The sequence below is a fragment of the Acinetobacter sp. TY1 genome (assembly GCF_048551395.1).
In the GTDB taxonomy this organism is placed as follows: Bacteria; Pseudomonadota; Gammaproteobacteria; order Pseudomonadales; family Moraxellaceae; genus Acinetobacter.
In genome coordinates this window covers 14,546-36,123 of sequence record NZ_JBLYZK010000017.1, presented here as the reverse complement: position 1 = coordinate 36,123, position 21,578 = coordinate 14,546, and the positions used below count along the sequence as shown (strand labels likewise).

General features: G+C 35.4%; 22 protein-coding genes. 9 read left to right on the top strand and 13 right to left on the bottom strand.

Annotated features, from left to right (window positions below; translation table 11 throughout):
• The first annotated feature begins 42 nt into the window (after window positions 1–42).
• The 3 genes from ACK2M2_RS10830 to ACK2M2_RS10820 all read left to right on the top strand — a co-directional run bounded on the left by ACK2M2_RS10830 (window position 43) and on the right by ACK2M2_RS10820 (window position 4,746).
• A complete protein-coding gene (locus ACK2M2_RS10830; protein WP_419348304.1) occupies window positions 43–1,338 on the top strand; it encodes a hypothetical protein in 1,296 nt (431 codons plus the stop codon).
• A gap of 298 nt (window positions 1,339–1,636) precedes the next feature.
• Window positions 1,637–2,842 (top strand): aromatic amino acid transaminase, encoded by a 1,206-nt coding sequence (locus ACK2M2_RS10825; protein WP_419348301.1) that lies wholly within the window; start codon window positions 1,637–1,639, stop codon window positions 2,840–2,842.
• 305 nt (window positions 2,843–3,147) lie between these two features.
• Window positions 3,148–4,746, top strand: a complete 1,599-nt coding sequence (locus ACK2M2_RS10820) for an ATP-binding cassette domain-containing protein (protein ID WP_419348298.1) — start codon at window positions 3,148–3,150, stop codon at window positions 4,744–4,746.
• A 58-nt stretch (window positions 4,747–4,804) separates the two neighbouring features.
• Here ACK2M2_RS10820 and ACK2M2_RS10815 read toward each other — a convergent pair whose 3' ends face one another.
• Together ACK2M2_RS10815 and ACK2M2_RS10810 are read right to left on the bottom strand one after the other, a co-directional pair.
• The gene (locus ACK2M2_RS10815; protein WP_409510081.1) at window positions 4,805–5,083 is read right to left on the bottom strand and encodes an I78 family peptidase inhibitor; all 279 of its coding nucleotides are present in this window, start codon (window positions 5,081–5,083) and stop codon (window positions 4,805–4,807) included.
• Window positions 5,084–5,239: 156 nt separating this feature from the next.
• Complete coding sequence (locus ACK2M2_RS10810) at window positions 5,240–6,349, bottom strand: S-(hydroxymethyl)glutathione dehydrogenase/class III alcohol dehydrogenase (protein ID WP_409510082.1); 1,110 nt, start codon at window positions 6,347–6,349, stop codon at window positions 5,240–5,242.
• A 180-nt stretch (window positions 6,350–6,529) separates the two neighbouring features.
• On the opposite strand from ACK2M2_RS10810, the gene ACK2M2_RS10805 reads away from it, so the two are divergent.
• On the top strand, window positions 6,530–8,047 hold the full coding sequence (locus ACK2M2_RS10805; RefSeq protein WP_419348294.1) for a phospholipase D family protein: 1,518 nt from the start codon (window positions 6,530–6,532) through the stop codon (window positions 8,045–8,047).
• Between the two features lie 48 nt (window positions 8,048–8,095).
• On the opposite strand, the gene ACK2M2_RS10800 is transcribed toward ACK2M2_RS10805, so the two are convergent.
• Window positions 8,096–8,743: a class I SAM-dependent methyltransferase gene (locus ACK2M2_RS10800; protein WP_419348291.1), complete on the bottom strand. Its 648-nt coding sequence runs from the start codon at window positions 8,741–8,743 to the stop codon at window positions 8,096–8,098.
• Between the two features lie 155 nt (window positions 8,744–8,898).
• Between ACK2M2_RS10800 and ACK2M2_RS10795 the strand changes: the two genes are divergently transcribed.
• Entirely contained in the window at window positions 8,899–9,336 is a 438-nt protein-coding gene (locus tag ACK2M2_RS10795) for a hypothetical protein (protein WP_419348288.1), read from the top strand.
• 39 nt (window positions 9,337–9,375) lie between these two features.
• On the opposite strand, the gene ACK2M2_RS10790 is transcribed toward ACK2M2_RS10795, so the two are convergent.
• Entirely contained in the window at window positions 9,376–10,782 is a 1,407-nt protein-coding gene (locus tag ACK2M2_RS10790; RefSeq protein ID WP_419348285.1) for a PLP-dependent aminotransferase family protein, read from the bottom strand.
• 160 nt (window positions 10,783–10,942) lie between these two features.
• Between ACK2M2_RS10790 and ACK2M2_RS10785 the strand changes: the two genes are divergently transcribed.
• Window positions 10,943–11,806 carry a DMT family transporter gene (locus tag ACK2M2_RS10785; protein ID WP_419348283.1) on the top strand — a complete coding sequence of 288 codons (864 nt, stop codon included), beginning with the start codon at window positions 10,943–10,945 and terminating at the stop codon, window positions 11,804–11,806.
• 51 nt (window positions 11,807–11,857) lie between these two features.
• On the opposite strand, the gene ACK2M2_RS10780 is transcribed toward ACK2M2_RS10785, so the two are convergent.
• Together ACK2M2_RS10780 and ACK2M2_RS10775 are read right to left on the bottom strand one after the other, a co-directional pair.
• Window positions 11,858–12,451 (bottom strand): uracil-DNA glycosylase family protein, encoded by a 594-nt coding sequence (locus ACK2M2_RS10780; protein WP_419348280.1) that lies wholly within the window; start codon window positions 12,449–12,451, stop codon window positions 11,858–11,860.
• Between the two features lie 25 nt (window positions 12,452–12,476).
• A complete protein-coding gene (locus ACK2M2_RS10775; RefSeq protein WP_419348343.1) occupies window positions 12,477–13,205 on the bottom strand; it encodes an SGNH/GDSL hydrolase family protein in 729 nt (242 codons plus the stop codon).
• Between the two features lie 47 nt (window positions 13,206–13,252).
• On the opposite strand from ACK2M2_RS10775, the gene ACK2M2_RS10770 reads away from it, so the two are divergent.
• Window positions 13,253–13,786, top strand: coding sequence for a hypothetical protein (locus ACK2M2_RS10770; RefSeq protein ID WP_419348278.1), 534 nt, complete (start codon window positions 13,253–13,255; stop codon window positions 13,784–13,786).
• A 91-nt stretch (window positions 13,787–13,877) separates the two neighbouring features.
• Here the strand turns inward: ACK2M2_RS10770 and ACK2M2_RS10765 are convergent, their stop codons facing one another.
• The 4 genes from ACK2M2_RS10765 to ACK2M2_RS10750 form a co-directional block, all read right to left on the bottom strand.
• Window positions 13,878–14,621, bottom strand: coding sequence for an SDR family oxidoreductase (locus tag ACK2M2_RS10765; protein ID WP_409510091.1), 744 nt, complete (start codon window positions 14,619–14,621; stop codon window positions 13,878–13,880).
• Between the two features lie 40 nt (window positions 14,622–14,661).
• The gene (locus ACK2M2_RS10760; RefSeq protein ID WP_419348274.1) at window positions 14,662–15,360 is read right to left on the bottom strand and encodes a histidine phosphatase family protein; all 699 of its coding nucleotides are present in this window, start codon (window positions 15,358–15,360) and stop codon (window positions 14,662–14,664) included.
• Window positions 15,357–16,478, bottom strand: a complete 1,122-nt coding sequence (locus tag ACK2M2_RS10755; protein ID WP_419348272.1) for a phosphotransferase family protein — start codon at window positions 16,476–16,478, stop codon at window positions 15,357–15,359. The genes ACK2M2_RS10760 and ACK2M2_RS10755 overlap by 4 nt, the downstream gene beginning before the upstream one ends.
• A 131-nt stretch (window positions 16,479–16,609) precedes the next feature.
• Window positions 16,610–17,854, bottom strand: coding sequence for an acyl-CoA dehydrogenase family protein (locus ACK2M2_RS10750; protein WP_419348269.1), 1,245 nt, complete (start codon window positions 17,852–17,854; stop codon window positions 16,610–16,612).
• A 93-nt stretch (window positions 17,855–17,947) separates the two neighbouring features.
• On the opposite strand from ACK2M2_RS10750, the gene ACK2M2_RS10745 reads away from it, so the two are divergent.
• Together ACK2M2_RS10745 and ACK2M2_RS10740 are read left to right on the top strand one after the other, a co-directional pair.
• Complete coding sequence (locus ACK2M2_RS10745; RefSeq protein WP_419348266.1) at window positions 17,948–18,865, top strand: LysR family transcriptional regulator; 918 nt, start codon at window positions 17,948–17,950, stop codon at window positions 18,863–18,865.
• A gap of 192 nt (window positions 18,866–19,057) precedes the next feature.
• Window positions 19,058–19,957 (top strand): DUF805 domain-containing protein, encoded by a 900-nt coding sequence (locus ACK2M2_RS10740; RefSeq protein WP_419348263.1) that lies wholly within the window; start codon window positions 19,058–19,060, stop codon window positions 19,955–19,957.
• Between the two features lie 96 nt (window positions 19,958–20,053).
• Here the strand turns inward: ACK2M2_RS10740 and ACK2M2_RS10735 are convergent, their stop codons facing one another.
• The 3 genes from ACK2M2_RS10735 to ACK2M2_RS10725 form a co-directional block, all read right to left on the bottom strand.
• The gene (locus ACK2M2_RS10735) at window positions 20,054–20,317 is read right to left on the bottom strand and encodes a hypothetical protein (protein WP_419348260.1); all 264 of its coding nucleotides are present in this window, start codon (window positions 20,315–20,317) and stop codon (window positions 20,054–20,056) included.
• A 438-nt stretch (window positions 20,318–20,755) separates the two neighbouring features.
• Window positions 20,756–20,941 (bottom strand): hypothetical protein, encoded by a 186-nt coding sequence (locus ACK2M2_RS10730; RefSeq protein ID WP_419348257.1) that lies wholly within the window; start codon window positions 20,939–20,941, stop codon window positions 20,756–20,758.
• 250 nt (window positions 20,942–21,191) lie between these two features.
• On the bottom strand, window positions 21,192–21,422 hold the full coding sequence (locus ACK2M2_RS10725) for a hypothetical protein (protein ID WP_409510099.1): 231 nt from the start codon (window positions 21,420–21,422) through the stop codon (window positions 21,192–21,194).
• Window positions 21,423–21,578: the final 156 nt, after the last annotated feature.

Below are 21,578 nucleotides of genomic sequence, written 5' to 3'. Positions count from 1 at the left end.
ACCATTTTTCAACAAGATGCTTTAAAACTAAGGAAGTAGTACATGAACAATCGTTCTGATTTGAGTAAAACAATAATGTCGAGCTTTACGACATCTTTAACCATGACGCAGCTCTCTAAAGTCATGGCATTAACTACATTGGGGCTAATTTTAACTGCATGTGGTGGTGGCAGTTCATCAAATGACAATTCAAACTCAAATACAGGCGGTGGTAATGTTACACCACCCGCTTCTACCGATTTATTTACAGTCAAAGCAAAAGAATGGAAAATTCAACCTGCATCCAATATGTCTTATTGTTATGACATTGATACGCAAGCACAAATCAGTTGTGATGGCAGTGATTGGGATTTGAAATTTGCAATGGGTACACGAACGCCATTGTTATTTACCAATAGCGGGGTGAGTGGCTCAGGAACTGGTGGTGCTTTATATTCTCCATTTGATGCTAGTTGGGCAACGCTCAGTAAAGAAAAAGATGCAACTCAAGCAGGTGCATTGCCTGCTCAAGCATGGATTGTCGATGCATTTAGTAATGCATTTATGGACAGTAAAAATGGTATAAGTAGTTTCTTTGAATATGATGTATTTGGTGATCATCGTATGTCACCGAATTTTAAGACTTATTTAGTCACAACTGATAATAGTTCAACCAAAGTCATTGGTACGGTTGAGAAACCTGTATTTGCTGTACAAATTTACAATTATTATCAAGGTTCTACCTCAGGTTATGTCTCTTTACGCTATATCAATACAGCAAATCCTGAAGATGTTCGAACATTGACAGTTGATGCAAGTAAAGGTTGGGCATATGTTGACTTAAATACAGGCACAATTAGTGACAAAAGCACGGGGTCATGGCAATTAGCTTTCAACCGCTATAATGTCCAACAAAATGCTCAAGTCGGAAGTGTTGTTGCCTCTCAACCTACAGGCTTTTATGATGCAGATGGTAAAGTCATCACTGAGAAATTTAAGGATAGTAATGCTTTTACAGCGACCTTAACAGATTTAAAAGCTACAACAACAGCAACAGTTTCAAAATGGGGTTCAAATACGATTACTTCTGTGTTGAATCCTGCTTACCAAGGGGCTTATCCTGCCAAGTTAAATTATGGTTGGTATAATTATTATCCAACCATTGAGGCAGCTCAGGCAGATGGTTTACAAGCTCCTCATATGCTCAAAGCCAATATTGACAATGCAACGATGATTCGTGGTAATAAAGGTTCAAGTTATGCACGTGTACATTTAAAAGAAATTAGCTATGCCGATCCAGCAAAGGTTGCAAGTCAATCGACATGGACCTTCGAATTTGATGTTCAACCGAGCAAATAAATGAAATGAGTTCTAGATGATAAGTCTTCTCTACTCTTTTCTTTGGGATAGATTGGATAAGTACGATGAAATCGTCATAATTCAGTGTTACAACCCATAACTATACAACATGGAGCTTTGGCTCCATGTTTATCGTTAATAACGCTAAATATGCAAAAATGATGCCTGTTATAAACCAAAGTTGAATGAATTATAAGAAAATTTCGTATTTCTGCTGTTGAGTCAGACTTCGATATACATATATGATCGAGCACGACAAATATCGTTTAATCATTACCATTATTGTAGGACTTTGACCATGTTTCAACATGTAGATGCTTATGCAGGAGACCCGATTCTTTCTCTTATGGAAGAGTTCGGAAAGGATGAGCGTAGTAATAAAGTCAATTTGAGTATTGGTCTTTACTACAATGAGGACACGATTGTTCCTCAACTTGAAGCAGTTAAAACAGCATTGAAAAAAATTGAACCGCTTAATGAAAAGGTAAAACTTTATTTACCTATGGATGGTTCAAAGTCTTATAACGCTTCTACACAACAATTGGTATTGGGTGAAAACTCACAAGCTCGCCAAAATGGTCGTGCAGTGACGATTCAAACTTTGGGTGGTTCAGGTGCACTCAAAGTCGGTGCAGATTTCTTAAATAAATATTTTCCTGATTCTGATATTTGGGTCAGCCAACCGACTTGGGACAATCACATTGCGATTTTTAATGGCGCAGGCGTGAAATCACATTTTTATACTTATTTTGATGCATCTACCAATGGTGTTGATATTGAAGGAATGTTGGCAGATTTACAGACTATTCCTGCAAAAGGTATTGTCTTGCTCCACCCTTGTTGTCACAACCCAACAGGCGCGGATTTAACACCTGAGCAATGGGATCGCGTGATTACTGTATTACAAGAGCGTGATTTAATACCATTCCTCGATATTGCCTATCAGGGTTTTGGTCAAGGTCTTGAAGAAGATGCTTATGCAATTCGTGCGCTTGACAAATCGGGTATGAATTTTATTGTTAGTAATTCATTCTCAAAAATCTTCTCAATTTATGGCGAGCGTGTTGGTGGCTTAACGTTCGTGGCAGACGATCAAGAAACGGCATTAAAAGTTTTAGGTCAACTTAAAGCAACTGTACGTCGTATCTACTCTAGCCCACCAACAACAGGTGCGTTAGTGGTTGATACTGTCTTGAACAGCCCTGAATTGACTGCACAATGGCATGCCGAATTGAACGAAATGCGTGAACGTATTATTCAAATGCGTCTTTTACTGCAAGCAAAACTTGAAGCTGCATTACCAGAGCGTGATTTTAGCTATCTTGTGAAACAACAAGGTATGTTCAGTTATACAGGTTTAACTGCAAACCAAGTCGATACTTTAAAAGATCAATACGGTATTTACTTGCTTCGTAGCGGTCGTATTTGTGCTGCAGGCTTGAACTTGAAAAATATTGACTATGTGGCAACATCTTTTGTGGATGTGTTAAAAACAGTCGCTTAACACAACAAAATTTATAAATTAAATAGATCTTTAGTTAACTAGAGATCTATTTAGATTTGACAATTTGAGTTATTTTTGTACAATATCTATTCCTCGCCCCTTTCTTATAAAGAGTAACGCCAATGAAGTAAGTCATTTTCTCATCATTATTTTTTAATTTTTTTTTGATGTGTAAAATAGACCATACTCTAGGCAAGATTTCTCTATAACTATATTTTCGTTTATTTTTTTAACATATACGTTTTATTTATAGCACTCTATTCCTACAAAATCATTTTGCACGTCCTCAAACTATGGGGATTGTTATGACTCAGCAAGCTTGTGTAATTTCTAATTTAAGCTATGAATTTCCAACTCAATTAATGTTTGATCAGCTTAATTTTGTACTATTTTCGGGACAAATATCGGCATTGATTGGTCGCAATGGTTTAGGAAAATCACTTCTTTTTAAGCTTTTACATGCTCAAAATAATTCAGAATTTGCTTTTTCAGGGAATATTTCATGGAATATACCGCATGATTATTTACCTCAACTACAGCGTTTGAATGCAGATACAATTGCGCATACCTTAGGAGTTGAGCATTTACATCATGCTTTTTTACGTATTGAAAATAATACAGCAACTTTTGAAGATTATGATTTGGTTGAACATTGTTGGGATTTACCACAACAATGGCAAAACATTTTGCTCAATGCTAATTTACCGACAGATTTAGAGTTTCCTGTGCATCAACTCAGCGAAGGTCAAAAAACTAAATTAGCATTGTGCCGTTTATTCTTAAAACAGGATCATTATTTACTTTTAGATGAACCAAGTAATCATTTGGATGCCTCTGCTCGTCAATGGTTAATAGAATCAATTCATGCGCATAAAGGTGGTGTTTGTATAATTAGTCATGATCGCCAATTGTTGAAGCATGCTCAGCATATTTTTGCTTTAAGTGATCTTGGACTAAGACATGTTTCTGGAAATTATGACGATTACCTTGAGCAATATCAGCTACAATTGAATGCCTTAACACAATCAATTCAACAGGAAAAACGTACATTAAAACTACAATGTAAGCAACAACATGAAACTCTGATGAAAACACAGAAACGACAACGTAAAGGAATTCAATTAAGAGCAGCAAGTTCTCAAGCAAAAGTTTTGTTAGATTTTAAGAAAGAACGAGCTGGACACAGCTTTGGAAAACTTAGAGCACAACAAGTTCGTCAAAATGAAGAAAGCTATGAAAATTTAAATGAAAAACAGAAACAATTTGAAAAAATTAAGCCTCAAAAATTTGAATTTCATTTTCACTCTACTCAATCGGGTGAAATTTTAAGACTTAATGATATCAAAATACCTTACCGACCTGATCTAAACATAAAATTTGCTGTTCATGTGGGTGAAAAACTTCATCTGAAGGGCAAAAATGGTGTTGGTAAATCCACTTTACTAAAAATGATTCATCAGCATGAGCATGGAATAATTCAAAACCATTTACAAAATGCAGATGTTTTCAAAATTGGACAAAGTATTTATTTAGATCAAAACTTTAGCTTATTAGATGATGAACTCACTGTTATAGAAAACCTAACACGCTTTAATCCCAATATTCTTGAGGTTGAGTGGCGTGGTTTATTGGGGCAATTACGCATTCGCCGTGAAAAATCTCTACTTCAAATTGCGCAACTCAGTGGTGGTGAAAAACTAAAAGTGGCATTACTTGCTATCAGCCATGCACAGCAAAATGTTGATTTATTGCTTTTAGATGAACCTGAAAATCATTTAGATATTGAATCTAAAGCATTACTTGCACAAGCAATCTCACAATTTAAAGGTGCAAGCATCTTAGTTTCACATGATGATATTTTTGTAGATCAATGTGGAATTATTGATGAATATATATTGAATTAGCCTTTAAACAAACACCTGAATAAATTTAATTTATTCAGGTGTTAAAACCAATTATGAATTAACCACATGATGCTTGAATAATTTTTTTGGTTGTTGGATCAACAACAACAGTCACGCGATCTTCTCTATAATCCATTGTAACAGGTTGATTTGGTCCTACTTTACGTACATGACTTGCTTTGGTCAGTGACTTAATTTTTGCTTCTGATAAGTCATTTTGACCAATTAAAAGTGTTGCTTGATCTGCAATACATAATGTAGTTGGACTCTGCGATGGTGTAGAAGTACATGCAGAAACGGCTAAAGATAGAGCAGCTAAAAATAAAATTTTTTTCATAAGAATCATCATCCAAAAAATACAACATAACAAAAAAAAGTAAATATATCGGTATGAAATATCTAAATTTTATGTACTTATCATGTAAATGAGAAAGCTAACGAATATTGATCTGTAAGCTTTCTCTAAATTAATTTTTCTATAAATTAATTAATTTTAAAAATGAATGACCGTGCGAATCGATTTACCTTCATGCATTAAATCAAAGGCTTCATTGATTTTTTCTAAACCCATTGTATGTGTAACAAAAGGTTCAAGCTGAATATCACCTTTCATGGCTTCTTCAACCATTTTTGGTAATTGAGTACGACCTTTTACACCACCAAAAGCTGTTCCCATCCACTTACGACCAGTCACCAATTGGAACGGACGAGTTGAAATTTCTTGACCCGATCCTGCAACACCAATAATCACTGATTGTCCCCAACCACGATGGGCACATTCAAGTGCTGAGCGCATGACATTGACATTACCGATGCATTCAAATGAATGGTCTACGCCCCAACCAGTCATTTCGACAATCACTTGCTGAATTGGTAGATCATAATCTTTTGGATTTAAGAAGTCTGTTGCGCCAAATTCTTCAGCTAATTTGAATTTTTCAGCATTTGTATCTATGACAATAATACGACCTGCTTTAGCTTTACGTGCACCTTGTACAACTGCAAGTCCAATACCGCCCAGTCCAAAGACAGCAACACTATCACCTGCTTGAACTTTTGCTGTATTGGATACTGCGCCTAAACCTGTCGTTACACCACATCCAAGCAAGCACACTTGCTCAGGATTAGCTTCAGGACTAATTTTTGCCAATGAAACTTCAGCAACAACGGTATATTCACTAAATGTTGAACAGCCCATATAATGGTAAATAGGTTCGCCGTTATAAGAAAAACGAGTTGTACCATCAGGCATTACGCCTTTGCCTTGTGTTGAGCGTACTGCAACACATAAATTGGTTTTATCAGATTTGCAGAATAAACATTCGCCACATTCTGCCGTATATAATGGAATAACATGATCGCCAGGTTTTACTGAAGTCACACCTTCGCCAACTTCAACAACGACACCTGCGCCTTCATGTCCTAGAACGGCAGGAAAAACACCTTCAGGATCATCACCTGATAAGGTAAATGCATCGGTATGGCACACGCCTGTATGGCTGATTTTTATGAGTACTTCACCTTTTTGTGGTGGCGCAACATCAAGCTCTACAATTTGTAGCGGTTGTCCTGGTCCAAATGCCACTGCAGCACGTGATTTCATCGTGAGCACATCCTTTATTGAATTACATAAACAGAGCCAATACAGTAACCTTTTTTACTTTACAGATTCAAGGTATAAAGGAATGATATGCTGTATTAATCATGGATTAAAAAAAGACCAATGATTGTTAAAAATTCACAAAATGAATCTGTAAAGATTATTTCAATATTCGGTGTAACGATGATGATTATGCTATTAACGGGCTGTGCACTTCCACGCAATCAAGAATCTAAACTACATCAAGAAACACAAACTCATCCTGAACAATGGATTAAAACGTCGCAAGAACGTGCTCAAGTCGATGCTGGAAAAACCGGTTATATTGCTATGAGCGACGCCTTTCAAAGTATTGCTGCACGTATACATTTAATTCGTGAAGCACGTCATACCTTAGATTTACAATATTACATTTGGGCCGATGATTTTATTGGCAAATTAGTACTATATGAGTTGTTGAAAGCTGCTGATCGTGGTGTTCAAGTTCAGCTCTTAATCGATGATCAAAATGGTACAAAACTAGACCCACAGTTAAAAGCTTTAATGGCACATCCAAATATTCATATCAAATTTTATAATCCTTATAAATATCGAAATTTTAGAGTTATAGATTATTTATTACGTGCTGCAAAAATTAACCGCAGAATGCACAATAAATTAATTATAGCGGATGGCACGATTGCAGTTACAGGTGGGCGCAATATAAGTAGTGAATATTTTGATGCAAGTTCATCATTTCAATTTACCGACATGGATATATTATTTTTAGGTACTGCTGTACACCATGCAAATACTGTTTTTGCTGATTTTTGGTATCATCCACTGAGTTATCCTGCACAGCAATTGCTTGATACAGGTACAGAAAAAGATTTAACCAAACTTCGAGCGCAATACAAAGATTTAGAAAAACAAGATCACTCTACAGATGATAAAGTGGATGCAGAACAAAAACAGTTAGCACAACAATTAAAAGAAAATCGGATGCAATGGGCAGAGGCAAAATTCCTCGCCGATTCACCTGCTAAAACTTTAGATCAAGCGAAAGATCAGCAATTGATTATGTATCAAATTGAAAGAGAAATGGGACGACCAAAGAAAAATTTAGATTTGATTGCAGCTTATTTTGTACCTACTCAAGTTGGAACAAATTATCTAACCAATCTTTCCAAGAATAATATTGATGTTAGTGTCCTGACCAATTCATTTGTTGCCAATGATGTTGTATTAGTACATGCATTTTATCAAAAATATCGTAAAGATCTGCTCAAAAATGGCATAAAACTGTATGAATTTAAACCCTACATTGAACGTAAGCGCCGTACTTGGTACGAAATAGCAACAGGTAATGTGATCCCCGAAAAAGGTAAAAGTAAATCGAGTCTACACGCGAAATTTATAAGCCAAGATGATCAGGTTTTTATTGGCTCCTTTAATCTTGATCCACGTTCATTTCACCTTAACACTGAAGTTGGTTTAGTCGTCAAATCAGTAGATTTAGAAAAACAAATTAATCAGTTGTTCAATGAACATAAATATAAAGTTGCTTATGAGGTAAAACTCAATGATCGGGGTGAATTAATTTGGTATGACCATCAGTCAAATGGAAAAATTCAAACGTACAGCCATGATCCGCAAACAACAAAATTCCAACGTTTTATGATGTATTCTGTTTCTTATTTACCAATTGAATGGTTAATGTAATTACATATAAATTACACTGTTCGTACTTTTATGAATTTAGCCTACCATTTAGATCTTTGTTAAAAACAGACATAAACCTTGATGCTCTTTAACTAAATTAACGTGCTGATAGCTAGCTTGTTTTAAACGCTGAAAATGTTCATATTTCGACATATACAGTTCGTTATTTTGCATCGCATCAGAAGCAAAAATATGATCACACACTAAATAACTTGCATTAGGTTTAAGTAGACTTTTAACCTCAATATGAAATTGAGTAGCATGATGTTTATGTCTTAACTCATGTAATGCTTGATGAATAATCACGACGTCATAATGTGCTAAATCATCTCGCCATTGTGATGTTTTAAAATCTGCAATAACATAACTTGCTCGCTCTAACTCGCCAGAAAGTAACTTATTTTTAGAAAGCTCATGCATCGCTTGAGAAAAATCTACAGCGCTATAGTGGATATTTAGACAATGACTTAGTAGATGTTTTGCCAAAAAGCCTGGACCTGAACCTATTTCTAAAACGTGGATTGGGAGAGTATTTTTAATATGATCTCGTTGTTGTTCTAATTCTTGAATAAAACTGACATAATAATCAAAAAAGTCATAACGCCAAGGACGTTTATCATTGGCTTCATTTGCCCAATTTAATGCATCTTGAGGGTTTCTGAGGTCGATTGGACTTGGTACATCTTGAATATTCATAAACTTATCCTATTTGGCTTCTAGTTTTATCATCGCCAGCAAATAACTATTTATACTTATTTTCAATATATATAGGAATAATTTTACTCAGCTTTATTATTGTTTTACTATGCTCAACTTGCTTAATGCCCTATTTTTAGTTAGCTCTTCTCCCCATGCAGTTTTTTGATTTAAGTCAGCAATTCAATCTCAGTAATATTTTAGTTCCCCGTAAAACCTTAGATGATCTTAAAGAACAACATTGGTTTTTAAGTAAGGTTCGTGTCGAATATAACTGTATTCAAGAACATGATATTTTACAAGGTCAAGTCGTACTGAAGTCGAATCAAAATATTGAAATAGAACTTGAGTGGCAAATTGTTGATACAGGTCATGAATTACAAGTTTTATTTAAAGGTATAGAAACTATTACTGTGGATGAAACCCTAGTCGTTGTCAAAGGTGCACAAATCATTGATGAAAATAACTGCCCTATCAGTACCCAACTGCTCAGTCTATGGATTGATGGAACATTACTTCCTCTTCTGCCTCATATTCGTCAAGAAATAAAAGCTCGACTTAATTTATGGGATTATGTGGAATATGAAGACTAATGCATTAGATAAAATGCTAATGGGTCTAAAATTGTAGAATTAATCAGCTTCTTTTCCAATTTCGATGTTTTTTAATGCTGAAAGCGCCAAAGCTAATACATCAAATACTTTTTGATCAATGCATTGTGCAACATTAAATCGCATAAACTGCCCAGCATTTTCAGCTTGGCTAAATGAGTTCCCTGGCGCTAAGATCACATCATATTTTAAACATAATTTTGATAATTCAGTGGCATGAATACCATCAGGGAGTTTACACCACAAAAATATTCCTGCTGTCGGTATGATCCAAGGATGGATCTCTAATTCTGCAAGCTTCCGAATGGTATCATTCATGGTTTTTAATAAGTATTTTTTCAATCCATCTAAATACTTGGGATAACTGCTATCAATTAATGCTTGATAAATAATTTCAGCATTTAAATGGCTATGACTAAAATTTGTTGCAATCCTTAAATCGATCAATGCATCAATGCGTTGTACTTCGGAAATGATGTATCCACAGCGGACAGCGGCTGAAAGTGTTTTGGTAAAACTACCAATTTGAATGACTTGTTTAAAACCTGTTAGTGCAGCATAACGTGGTGCTGATGTTGTTTCAAAATCAGCAAAAATATCATCTTCAATGATCAAAAAATTAAATTTTTCTGCAAGTTTAGAAATTTGATATATCGTTTGTAACGAAACGATTGCCCCTGTGGGATTATGAATTGCTGAATTGGTTAGATAAATTTTAGGTTGAAGATTTAGTGCTTGCTCAAATATTGCTAAATCTGGACCATGCTCAGTAAACGGTATGGCAACGGCTTTAAGTCCATGCGCTTGAATCAATGCTCTAAAATTAAAATAACAAGGGTCATCTATTAAAATAACATCTCCCGCTTTCAGCACATTTCTAAAAATAAGATCTATTGATTGTGTAGCAGAATCGGTAATGAAAATCTGATTCAAATTTATTTTTAAATTATAAAGTTCTTTTTTCCGTGCAATATATTGTCTTAGTTCATTGTGTCCATTTGGCTTGGAATAATCGGTTAAAAAAATACGCTCAGATTTTGCAGCTTGCTTGAGTGCTTTACGAATCGTTTGTTCAGGCATCCAGTGACTTGGTAACCAACCACAACCCGGCTTTAATGTGTCTTTATTTGCTTCTAAAGATTGTCTAGAAATCCAAAGCGGATCAATTTCACGCTGATATTGAATTGGTGTTTCAGTATTTAGAGTCGGTTCAATTTTACCTAATACATAATAACCAGAACCTTTTCGAGACTCTAAAATGCCTTCTGCTACTAATCGTGCATAGGCTTCCACAACCGTCGAAATTGAATAATTGAGTTGTGTCGCCAACTGACGAACAGAAGGTAAACGAGCACCTACTATCAAAGACTTATTTGAAATTTGATCTTGAATAAATTGCACTGTATAGGTGATTTTAGTTTTGGCCATATAAAATACGTCAATAAAATTTAAAAATTGTATTGTTTAAATAAGCATAACAGTTTCGAAAAACTGTATTTGATTGTAGCTATTCCATTATTTAAAAATATCGTTAAATCATCATAATTTCAATGCGTAATTTAGTACTTAAGCCATGAGTGACTTTTTGATGAATAAAATAAATATAGGTTGGATCAATGGTTTTATTGGTGTAGCGATCTTTGCTGGATCATTACCTGCGACACGAATCGCCGTGATTGGATTTAGTCCTGAATTTTTAACTACTGTTCGGGCTTTAATCGCTGGATTCATCGGGCTCATGTGCTTATTATTGCTTAAACAAACAAAGCCTAATTTTCAACAATTCAAGTCATTAACCATTGTAGCTTTGGGTGTTGTTATTGGTTTTCCATTATTTACAGCACTTGCTTTGCAAAGTGTAACCTCTTCCCATGCGATTGTTTTTGTCGGCTTATTACCGCTAGCTACCGCTATTTTTGCTGTTTTACGTGGTGGAGAAAAGCCAAATTTGCAATTTTGGTTATTTGCAATTTTAGGTAGTACATGTGTCATGGGTTATATGTTTTACCAAAACCAAAACTTTAATTTAAACATTGGCGATTTCTATATGTTAATTGCCGTTATAAGTTGTGGTTTAGGTTATGCTGAAGGTGGAAAACTCTCAAAAGACTTGGGTGGTTGGCAAGTCATCTCATGGGCACTGGTTATTACATTACCGCTGATGTTCATTGGAACAATCTACTATTTCCCAAACAATTTTAATGCTGTACATACCGCCCAAATTTTAGGCTTAATTTATGTATCTGTATTTAGTATGTGGCTTGGTTTTCTATTCTGGTATAAAGGTTTAGCTCAAGGCGGAATCGCAAAAGTAGGACAAATTCAACTCTTGCAACCTTTTATTGGGTTTTACTTTTCCTATTTATTGCTTAATGAAAAAATTGATTTATCGATGATTGTTGTCTGTATCGCAACCATTATTTGTGTGGCGTTAGCAAAGAAATTTGCTTAAAAACATTTTATTTACTTCTTAAAGATACTTTAATAAAGAAATACTTATAAATTACTTTGAAGATATTAAACCAACATCTTCAAACAACTGTCTATAAGCTTCTGCTTTCTTTTCCAAAGCCAAAGGATATGCTCTAGAGGAAGAAGGCATACGATACAAAGTGATTTCGCGATCTGCAAACAGAGTTTTAACAGCTTGACCAATTTTGGGTTTTTCTGTTTCTTTTGGCATTGAAAGCATTAAGGTGTCCGTAGCTTTATCTCCTGTCGTCATAATGCTATGACATTCAGGAATTTTGGCTAAAAGCACTGTTAAATCCGTTGGTGTTTCAATCTGCAAAAATTTGTCTGAAGCATTTCCTGTTAAACGAATAACCTGATACGCCGTGTCAAAAATTGCAATGCCTTTTTCAGTTAAAAAATTTCGGATCTGTTGTTCTTTAAAATTCTTATTAGGTAAATCTAGGAAATGATCTTTATCGTTGAAAAAAATTAAACCAAAAATTCGCCACATATCATTTTGATAGTTTGGATAATAAAAATCCATTTTCCAACGTGTTTTTGGTGGTGGAAAACTGCCAAGCATCAACAATTTTGCATTTACTGGTAAGAATGGTTCAAGTGGATGGGTTTCGATAATAGACATATAGTTTCAGAATCCATACTTTTACTTATTTACGTTGAATTTTTTCAACAATTTGCTTTGCCCAAATTTGATAAATCTCTTTACTTGGATGAAACCCATCTTCTGCCATTTGTAAATTCAACGTTTTAAAATGCGCTAAATCAAATTGAATTAAATGATAGTCGCCTGCATTTTCAAATTTTCTCTTTTGCTCAATGAGTTTTTCTAATTTATTATTCATCGCACTTGAATATTGTCCAAACAACCAGCTTAAAGGGTTTGGTAGCGCAGGAAAGAGATTCATTGGAGGAACGCCAGTAACTAAAACCATTTTGGGAGAAAATTTCCTTTCAATTACAGTATAAAACTCATGTTGTTGCTGAATCCATTTTTGAGGTGAAATTAACTTAGTGACATCATTGACACCCACGGAGGTGATAACAATATCAAACGGTTTAATTTCCAACATTTGCATTCTTTCCAAAACTTGTAATGTCGTATCACCTGTTCTAGCTTCCAACTGATAACGCAGATCAAAGTCGTGTTGAAGCTCAGTTAAAATTGAGCCTAGTAAGGCATCTTGTTGATTTTCGACACCAACACCTGCTGCAGCTGAATCTCCAACAATAAGAATAGATAATGCTGTTTTTCCACTATTGAGCACTCCCTTACGTTGTCCTTTTGCTTCAGGTAATCGGAGTGTATTCTTTTTAACAAAATAGCCTTGAATCAATAAGGATGGCAATAGTGCAGCAGTGAGTATTTTCAGCATAATTTATAAGATGCATTAGAAGTGTGGTGCTTGCTATATCTTACACGTTTATGTCAATTTTTTCAGAACCTGATTTCGATCAAGCCTTTGAAATATTTCATGACAATATTGGGGATCAAATTACACTGACGGATAATTCAAGACAATGGATTGATCCCAATTGTAAATCAAGTCGTGACTTTAGCTCTAAAATTGCTGCTTATAAGCAATGGCTTGAAAAAATCATTATTCTTGTACTATGCTTTAACCCTGAAAAAGATACTTTAGATGAATCGACATTGAATGATTTCTTAGCATTGTTAAATGGTATTGTCAGTGCTTCAACGATTTCTCGGGTTAGATTACGTCATCAACCGAAAATTGATAGTATTTCATTTGTTGAAATTCCACGTAATACGACAATTAAAATATTTGGCACTCCTATTGATCAGCATTGGGTGAAAGTCCGTGTTTTATTGGATGATACGGAATCAGAAAGCTATTTACAGTTGGCATATATCGTTAAATCTTACCAATCCATACAAAAATTGCATCTAAAATATAGAGGAATATATTCCTCTATATCCAAAAAACTTGCGAAGTAAACAGATTGGGAATAATTTTTAAACCACCACTATCATCTTACGAAACTAGTTACTCATTCCAAAAGAACAAGGAATATTAAATAAAAACGGTTTAACCTAACTTATTTACAATGCTTAAAGGTAATACTTTCATCGCTAAACCGAGTGGCAACCATGGCCATTGTGGGACATAGGCTTTTACAGGCTCTTTTTCAATAGCTTTTACGAGTAAATGTGATCCTGTTTTCTCATCCACTTCAAATGGAAGTTTTTTCGCACCTTCATTAATTTCAGTACGAATATAACCCGGGAAAATTGTGGTCACTTTTATACGTGTATTGAGCAATTCTGCACGAATACCTTCTGCCAAATGAGCCACTGCTGCTTTACTTGCACCATAAGCAGTTAAATGTTTTGGCATACCACGAATTGCACTCATTGATGAAATCATCACCAAATGACCAAATTCTTGTTCACGAAAAATTTCTACAGCAGCTTCTGATTGTGCCAAAGCTGAAATGAAATTGGTTTCAATAGTAGCACGGTTAATTTCGAATTTACCACTGCCAATGCGACGACCATTGCCAATTCCAGCATTTACAATAACACGCTCTAGCGTACCAAACTCTTGTTTAAACTCACGAAAAACTTGGAAAACTTGATCATAGTTAGTGACATCCAATACTTTGGCAATCACTTTTACGCCATATTGATTTTCTAATTCTTTTTTTAAACTTTCTAGACGCTCTAAACGCCGTGCACAAATCGCTAAATTATAGCCCTTTTGTGCAAATTCACGTGCCATTCCTGCACCAATACCTGAACTTGCACCTGTAATTAAAATTGTTTTCGCCATGCGATTTTTCCTTTCCTTATCTTAATATTTTAGCGATAAATTAAATCCACGTAAGTAATTGAGCATCTTCGGCTTTTAGGTAATGATGTTCATTTAAGCTGAGAAGTTGAGGCTCATTTCCGACAAGGCGAAGAGTCGTCAAACTTGCATTGGCAATCGCCCAATTTAAAGCAAAGGTTTTTTCAGGGCTGAGTCCAAGTAATTTACCCACTGCAACAGAAATCACGCCACCTGACGTGAATACCACGGCATATCGAGGTTTTGTTTGCGCCAACTCATTACATAAATTTTGTAAAGTATCTTCGACACGGGCTTTAAAATATGGCCAAGATTCATCATATTCATGGTGATATTCGCCATCTGTCCAACGAGAAATTGCCCCTTCGAAAATTTTGGCTAAATATGCTCGAGGGCTAATTTCTTTAGCAACGTCTTGTTTCAGTAAATGCGGTTCATTAAAACGTGCATCATATTTGGCAAAAACTTGTTGATGATTAAACTCATTCCAGCCGACATTAATATGAGGCGTTGCATCAAGGAAACATTCTGCTAAAGAAAAATCTGCCGTTTGACGATGCCGTTGCATACCACCTGCAACAACATAAGGCTGTTCTTTCAAAATTTTCTGAAAATATTGTCCAAGCACAGTCGCTTGTTGCTCACCTGTCGTAGACAATTTATCGTAAGACTCAGCACCAAACGATGCTTGTCCATGACGAACCAAATAGATCGTGGTCATTTTGGTAATAATTCCTTCATTTTTTCGATATATTTTTGTGCAATTTCATTGGCTTCAATTTTTTGCTTACCAATCAATTTCAAGGCGCGAATATGTAGTGCATGAATGATGATCCAAAAATCTTTAAATGCAGGATTATCCGTTTGTTTATGATAGTAACGGTAGTAAATTTGCTGTGCGATAACAGCTAATCTAAAAATACCAAATACTTCATAAAATGCCCAATTTTCAGTTTTTAAACCTGTTTTTTCAAGATAATATTCCACCACTTCTTTACGAGTAAACATACCTTTCAAATGAGTCGGTTGACGCCGTGTTGATTTGAAAATTTGACCATCTGTGTCTTCAACCCAATAAGCCAAAGCGGAACCTAAATCCATCAAAGGGTCACCAATAGTTGCCATTTCCCAATCCAACACCCCAATCACTTGCGTTGGATTTTTAGGATCGAGAATGATATTGTCAAAACGCCAATCATTGTGAATGACACAACTTTTTGAATCTTCAGGAATATTATTTTTTAACCATTCACGGACAAACTTAAAACTCGGAACATTGATAGTATGGGCTTTATCATAACGTATATCCCAACCTTCAACTTGACGGCGACAATAGCCATCTCCTTTACCTAAACTTTCAAGTTTAGTTCCTTTGTAAGGCACATCATGCAGTTCAATGAGTTTATTTAGTCCATTAATGCACAATTCACGGACTTCTTTTTCACCAAAATTTAATTCAGGTGGAAGTTTTGCACGCGGAATAATCCCTTCGATGCGTTTCATTACATAGAAGTCACAACCAATAATGGATTCATCCTGACAAAGTGCAACCATTTCAGGGACTACAGGGTAAAAAGGTGCAAGCCAATTTTGCACGTTAAATTCACGAACCATGTCATGTGCTGATTTGGCTTTAGTGCCTTTTGGTGGACGACGTAAAATTAAATCAGCATTTTTATATTTTAGGCGATATGTCCAATTCGATGCACCACCTGAATATTGTGTAACTTCAACAGGACCTGATATTTCTGAACCATGTTCAATTAGCCAATTGCCAACGGCACGAACATCAAGTTCTTCACCTGTACGTACTGCACCACCAAGATCAATTGTTGACATTTTTATTCCCTAAACTGTTAACCTAATGTTTTATCGCGCTTTGTTTCAATATTCAATAATATTTTTACTTAGTAACATCATTGAATATTATAGATAAATTAAATCCTGATCTCAGCATAACATGCGTAATTTTAATGCTTACTTTTATGTGATCCATATCCACGTTTTTTTAGTTCTAATTTCGCAATCATCGCTTTATGAACTTCGTCAGGACCATCAGCGAGGCGCAGACTACGCGCTTGCGCAAAAAATCCTGTCAATGGAGTATCACGTGACACGCCCATACCACCGTGAATTTGGATTGCCATATCAACTACTTTTTCAAGTACCGAAGGTGCAACAACTTTAATGGCTGAAATTTCAGTGAGTGCTGCCATATTGCCAAATTTATCCATTTTAAACGCAGCATACAACGTCAACAAACGTGCTTGATCTATTGCCACACGTGCTTCAGCAACTCGTTCAAGATTACCACCCAATTTTAAAACCTCTTGCCCAAAAGCTTTACGATCCATACCTCGGTCAATCATCAATTCTAGTGATTTTTCTGCAGCACCAATACATCGCATACAATGATGAATACGTCCAGGTCCTAAACGACCCTGTGCAATTTCAAAACCTTGCCCTGCACCACCAATAAAATTCGTAATCGGTACACGGACATTATTAAAGCTGATTTCACCATGCCCATGAGGCGCATCGTAGTCACCAAATACAGGAAGCATACGTTCAATTTTTACACCAAGTGTATCGATAGGAACAAGAACCATTGAGTGTTGATGATGACGGTCTTTAGTTGAATCAGGGGTATGTGCCATAAAAATAATGATTTTTGCATTTGGATCGCCCAAACCTGATGACCACCATTTACGCCCATTTAAAACAATTTCATCACCCTCAATAACAGCTGTAGCTTGCATATTGGTCGCATCACTCGATGCTACAGCAGGCTCAGTCATACAAAAAACTGAGCGTATTTTTCCATCAAGTAAAGGTTTAAGCCATTGTTCTTTTTGTGATTCTGTACCATATCGCCATAAAACTTCCATATTGCCGCTATCTGGTGCATTACAGTTAAAAACGATAGGAGCAATTAAACTACGCCCTGAAAGTTCTGCAATATGTGCATATTCTTGAACTGATAAACCTTGACCAAGTTCAGTATCTGGCAAGAACATATTCCACAAACCCGCAATTTTGGCTTTATTTTTTAAAACTTCGAGTTGTGCAGGCCATTGCCACTTTGTCCAATCACCTCCTTGATTAAGATGATGAACATCATTCCAAAATTCTGTTTCTACAGGCTCAATTTCATTTTTTATAAATGCTTTGGTACGCTCAATATAATCTTGTGTACGTGCGGAAAGCTCAAACATCATCAAATCCTTTATTTATCTGTTCATTTACGCTTTACAACACATTAACCTTAAAACTATTATGAATAAAATGATTTAATTTGATTGCCTACTATGAATTTAATTCATCAAAATAGAAAAATTGATTTGTCTATTTTCCATCATTTAGATATTAATCTTTATCCACTTTTTATCGCCATTTATGAGCAAAAAAGCATTTCGAAAGCGGCACAAATGCTTTACGTCAGCCAATCGGCAGCAAGTCATGCATTACAGCGTCTACGCCAACAGTTGCAAGATGATTTATTTGTTCGTGCTGGTGCTAAAATGCTCCCGACCCCCTTTGCTGAGCAGATTTATCATCCCATCTGTCAAGCGCTATTTTCGATTCAAAATATTTCTCAGCAACGACTACAGTTTGACTCCAGTATGGTCAAAACTTTAAAAATTGCTGTACATGATGAAATTGAGCCAATTATTTTCCCACGCTTAATTCAACATTTTAATCAGTTGAATTTAGACATTCAGTTTCAAAGTTTTCGCCTAGACCGTAAAACGGCTGTGGCAGATCTTGCTGCACAGCAAATAGATTTTGTGATTGATTTACAACAAAATTATGGCGATAAAATTCAGTTCCAAACGCTTGTTCAAGATTATTATGTGTTGTGCACTCATCAAAATCATATTACTGCTGATGATTTTTTTTCTGCACCGCATATAGGTGTTTCTTCACGGCGTGAAGGAATTTTGCTTGAGGACATTCATTTGAATAAGAAAAAACAAAATCGGCAAATTTTCCTAAGATGCCAACATTATTCCACTGCGTTGCAAATTTTGGAGCAATATCCTACTGCGATGCTGAGTATTCCCAAAGGAATTTTGAGTCATTTTCAAATTCCAAAGAAGTTAAATGTTTTGGATTATCCTGTTGATTTACCGATTTTAAATATTGGTATGTTTTGGTATAAAGATTTATTGGAGAATTCAAGGCATTTATTTTTGAGGGGTGAAATGATTAAAATATTCACTTAGGCTATTTGTAAAATCGGTCAAGTATCTTGTATTCATCAATTCATTGTTGTTTTAACAAGTGATTATTGAGCTTAATTTTTCCGGAATCTCACTATTTTTAAATTTTGCTTAGGCTATTTACTGTATTTCAATGAATTTATTGATTAAAATAGAAACAAATCATTCTAAAATAAAAGTAAGGACATTCACCTGATGAATAATTTAGGTAATCCACTGGACACTCCTTTTGGAAATACAACACCTCAGTCAATAAATAACTCATCTTCGGATAGTCCCCTCTCCCCTAGCGGGCGTTTTACTCGTTTATCTTTCCTCGCTTGGAATTTTATTTTAGCGATGAGTTTTTCGTGTATTTTTACAATTTTATTTTCTCTTGGACTTACAGGATATGCAATTTCAGCCGTACAAGACCCTACAAATTCTTTTAGCCATCCGCTGACCATCATTTCAATTTTACTCGCTGTCTTACTGTGTATTGCATTTATAGCCTCCATTATTATTATCTGTATTAGACGTTTGCATGACTTAAATAAAAGTGGTTGGTTGGCTTTACTGATTTTTATTCCTCTTATTGGAACCATTTTTTCAATTTATATTTTTGTGGCACGAGGAACAAAGGAACGAAATGCTTACGGAGCGTTTCGCCCAACGGAACAAGCTGAAAAGTTCTTAGGCTATTTGTATCTCGCTTTTATGGCTGTTTTCTTAGTCTTTTATGTGGCTCTTCTTAGTATTGTGATGACTAAACCTGAAATATTCCAGCAACTTCCAAGTATGGTTGATTCAGAAATAACTTCAAATACCGCATATCCTTATGGTGATGATTCTGAAAACCATACTCCTGTTGCCCCTCCTATCGAACAAAATGTTCATATCGAAGAAACTCAACAGCGCCCATTACATGTGAATCGTGACACATCGCCTCAAATTGAAGCATCAGAAGATACTCAAACAACCGCACAAATTCAGTTAGACAATGAGTTACAACGTGCTAAAAATGAAGCAAATCATGTACAACAAAGTGCTGAGGATGCTGTTCGTGATGCACAAGCGGCGGCTGAAGCAGCAGTGAATGTAGCATCGTCACAATAATAGAATTAGGCAAAATATTTCATTTAATTCAAATACAACGGTTAGGATTCTCCAAGCCGTTTCAATTCATGTTGAATCAAAGTGCTTTTAGTTGAATCAACATAGTTGGATTTCAGTATGGTTTAAGGCTGAAAAACCAAGTACAAACCCGTATTTAGCTTTATCTGTATAAAACTGACTCAATGCAGTTAATGAAATTTGTTGTAGCGCTGCACCATCAACCAAAACTTGTTCAAATTTGATTGGGATATTTTTCTTAAAATAACACGCCATTTGCATATATGAACGCTGTTCGCCTATCTCACAATATTCACTTAAATATTGATCAAATAAAACAATAAATGACTGATAACGCCCCAAATACTATACCTGCATATCGGCTAAATAATCCGCATAGTCTCCTTTTGCATAAATTGCGCCAAAATAGATTGCATATACTGTGATGGTGCACTTCCTTCCATATAGTTACGATAATGCTTAAATGGTTCAATCAGTGCATTGGGTAAAATTAAATAAGAGAGCTTTAGACTTGGTAAAAGATATTTACTTAATGATCCTAACTAAATCGTGTGTTGATGATTCAAAGCAAGTAGTGCAGGTTTTTGCTGTTGTCCCATAAGAAAAGCATCATAATCCATCTTCTAAGATATAGGCGCCTGTCTGCTGAGCAAGTGCAATCAATTGTTGCCTACGCTCTAAACTCATTTCTACACCAGTTGGAAATTAGCGGGTGTGACATAAATGGTTTTTAAATCGATTATTTTTAAATAGTCAATATCATCAAGAAATTCTCAGTATTTATTGTGTATGCCGATTAAGATTGGTCATTTGTGCAATTTCATGACGTAATACAGCATGACCACCACTGTTATCTTTTAAGGAAACTTTTAGCCCATCTTGTGCCAAAACTTCTTTTTCTGCTTCATACCATTTTCGAAATGGAAAATGGCGTAAGTAAAGTTTGAATAGATTGAATAAATTCATTCATCTCTTTTAAGCTACTTGTTCAGTTTGGCGACTCATTTCTAAATGATGCTTCAAAATTGTTTCGGTAAACTCACCAAAAACAGATATTAAAAACACGCTCACGATAAAGTAAATCATCTATCAAATGTGCTGCATAATGCTCATCTATCCCCAATTGCAAACCAATTAAAGAGGCATTGTCCTATGCAATATACTGACAGGCTTGTGCCAAATGCTCAGATTTCTTTTTCCAAAACAATTTATTCAACTACCCCAAAATCAATGATCTGTGATTTCTCTTGTATTGGCTCCACAGTAACTCGATCAATCGTAATACCTGTTCGTGCTGTAAATTCAGAAAATAATTGCTAATGAGTGGCGCAAAAACATAAGTAGGATGAATCTGAACATCTGCCAACTGTACAAGATACTGATGTCCTTTCAATTTTGAATTTGAAGAAGAAAGACCACGACGTTGTTTATTCTGTTCTGTCGTCATGTCTGATAAATTTATTGATAGATCACAAGACAACAAACAATGTTTTAACGAATTAAAATGATCAATTGACTCAGCCTGCTAATACCGCATTCAATTGGAAACTCACTCAAATTTGACATCTCTGCTCCAAAACAACTCAATCATATTTACATTGCG

Coding starts and splice junctions, on each gene's coding strand:
- ACK2M2_RS10730 (WP_419348257.1), bottom strand. CDS start 20,941: ATGAATTTATTCAATCTATTCAAACTTTACTTACGCCATTTTCCATTT.
- ACK2M2_RS10805 (WP_419348294.1), top strand. CDS start 6,530: ATGATGATTATGCTATTAACGGGCTGTGCACTTCCACGCAATCAAGAA.
- ACK2M2_RS10830 (WP_419348304.1), top strand. CDS start 43: ATGAACAATCGTTCTGATTTGAGTAAAACAATAATGTCGAGCTTTACG.
- ACK2M2_RS10795 (WP_419348288.1), top strand. CDS start 8,899: ATGCAGTTTTTTGATTTAAGTCAGCAATTCAATCTCAGTAATATTTTA.
- ACK2M2_RS10780 (WP_419348280.1), bottom strand. CDS start 12,451: ATGTCTATTATCGAAACCCATCCACTTGAACCATTCTTACCAGTAAAT.
- ACK2M2_RS10745 (WP_419348266.1), top strand. CDS start 17,948: ATGAATTTAATTCATCAAAATAGAAAAATTGATTTGTCTATTTTCCAT.
- ACK2M2_RS10820 (WP_419348298.1), top strand. CDS start 3,148: ATGACTCAGCAAGCTTGTGTAATTTCTAATTTAAGCTATGAATTTCCA.
- ACK2M2_RS10740 (WP_419348263.1), top strand. CDS start 19,058: ATGAATAATTTAGGTAATCCACTGGACACTCCTTTTGGAAATACAACA.
- ACK2M2_RS10800 (WP_419348291.1), bottom strand. CDS start 8,743: ATGAATATTCAAGATGTACCAAGTCCAATCGACCTCAGAAACCCTCAA.
- ACK2M2_RS10790 (WP_419348285.1), bottom strand. CDS start 10,782: ATGGCCAAAACTAAAATCACCTATACAGTGCAATTTATTCAAGATCAA.
- ACK2M2_RS10815 (WP_409510081.1), bottom strand. CDS start 5,083: ATGAAAAAAATTTTATTTTTAGCTGCTCTATCTTTAGCCGTTTCTGCA.
- ACK2M2_RS10755 (WP_419348272.1), bottom strand. CDS start 16,478: ATGTCAACAATTGATCTTGGTGGTGCAGTACGTACAGGTGAAGAACTT.
- ACK2M2_RS10810 (WP_409510082.1), bottom strand. CDS start 6,349: ATGAAATCACGTGCTGCAGTGGCATTTGGACCAGGACAACCGCTACAA.
- ACK2M2_RS10825 (WP_419348301.1), top strand. CDS start 1,637: ATGTTTCAACATGTAGATGCTTATGCAGGAGACCCGATTCTTTCTCTT.
- ACK2M2_RS10785 (WP_419348283.1), top strand. CDS start 10,943: ATGAATAAAATAAATATAGGTTGGATCAATGGTTTTATTGGTGTAGCG.
- ACK2M2_RS10750 (WP_419348269.1), bottom strand. CDS start 17,854: ATGTTTGAGCTTTCCGCACGTACACAAGATTATATTGAGCGTACCAAA.
- ACK2M2_RS10760 (WP_419348274.1), bottom strand. CDS start 15,360: ATGACCACGATCTATTTGGTTCGTCATGGACAAGCATCGTTTGGTGCT.
- ACK2M2_RS10725 (WP_409510099.1), bottom strand. CDS start 21,422: ATGACGACAGAACAGAATAAACAACGTCGTGGTCTTTCTTCTTCAAAT.
- ACK2M2_RS10770 (WP_419348278.1), top strand. CDS start 13,253: ATGTCAATTTTTTCAGAACCTGATTTCGATCAAGCCTTTGAAATATTT.
- ACK2M2_RS10765 (WP_409510091.1), bottom strand. CDS start 14,621: ATGGCGAAAACAATTTTAATTACAGGTGCAAGTTCAGGTATTGGTGCA.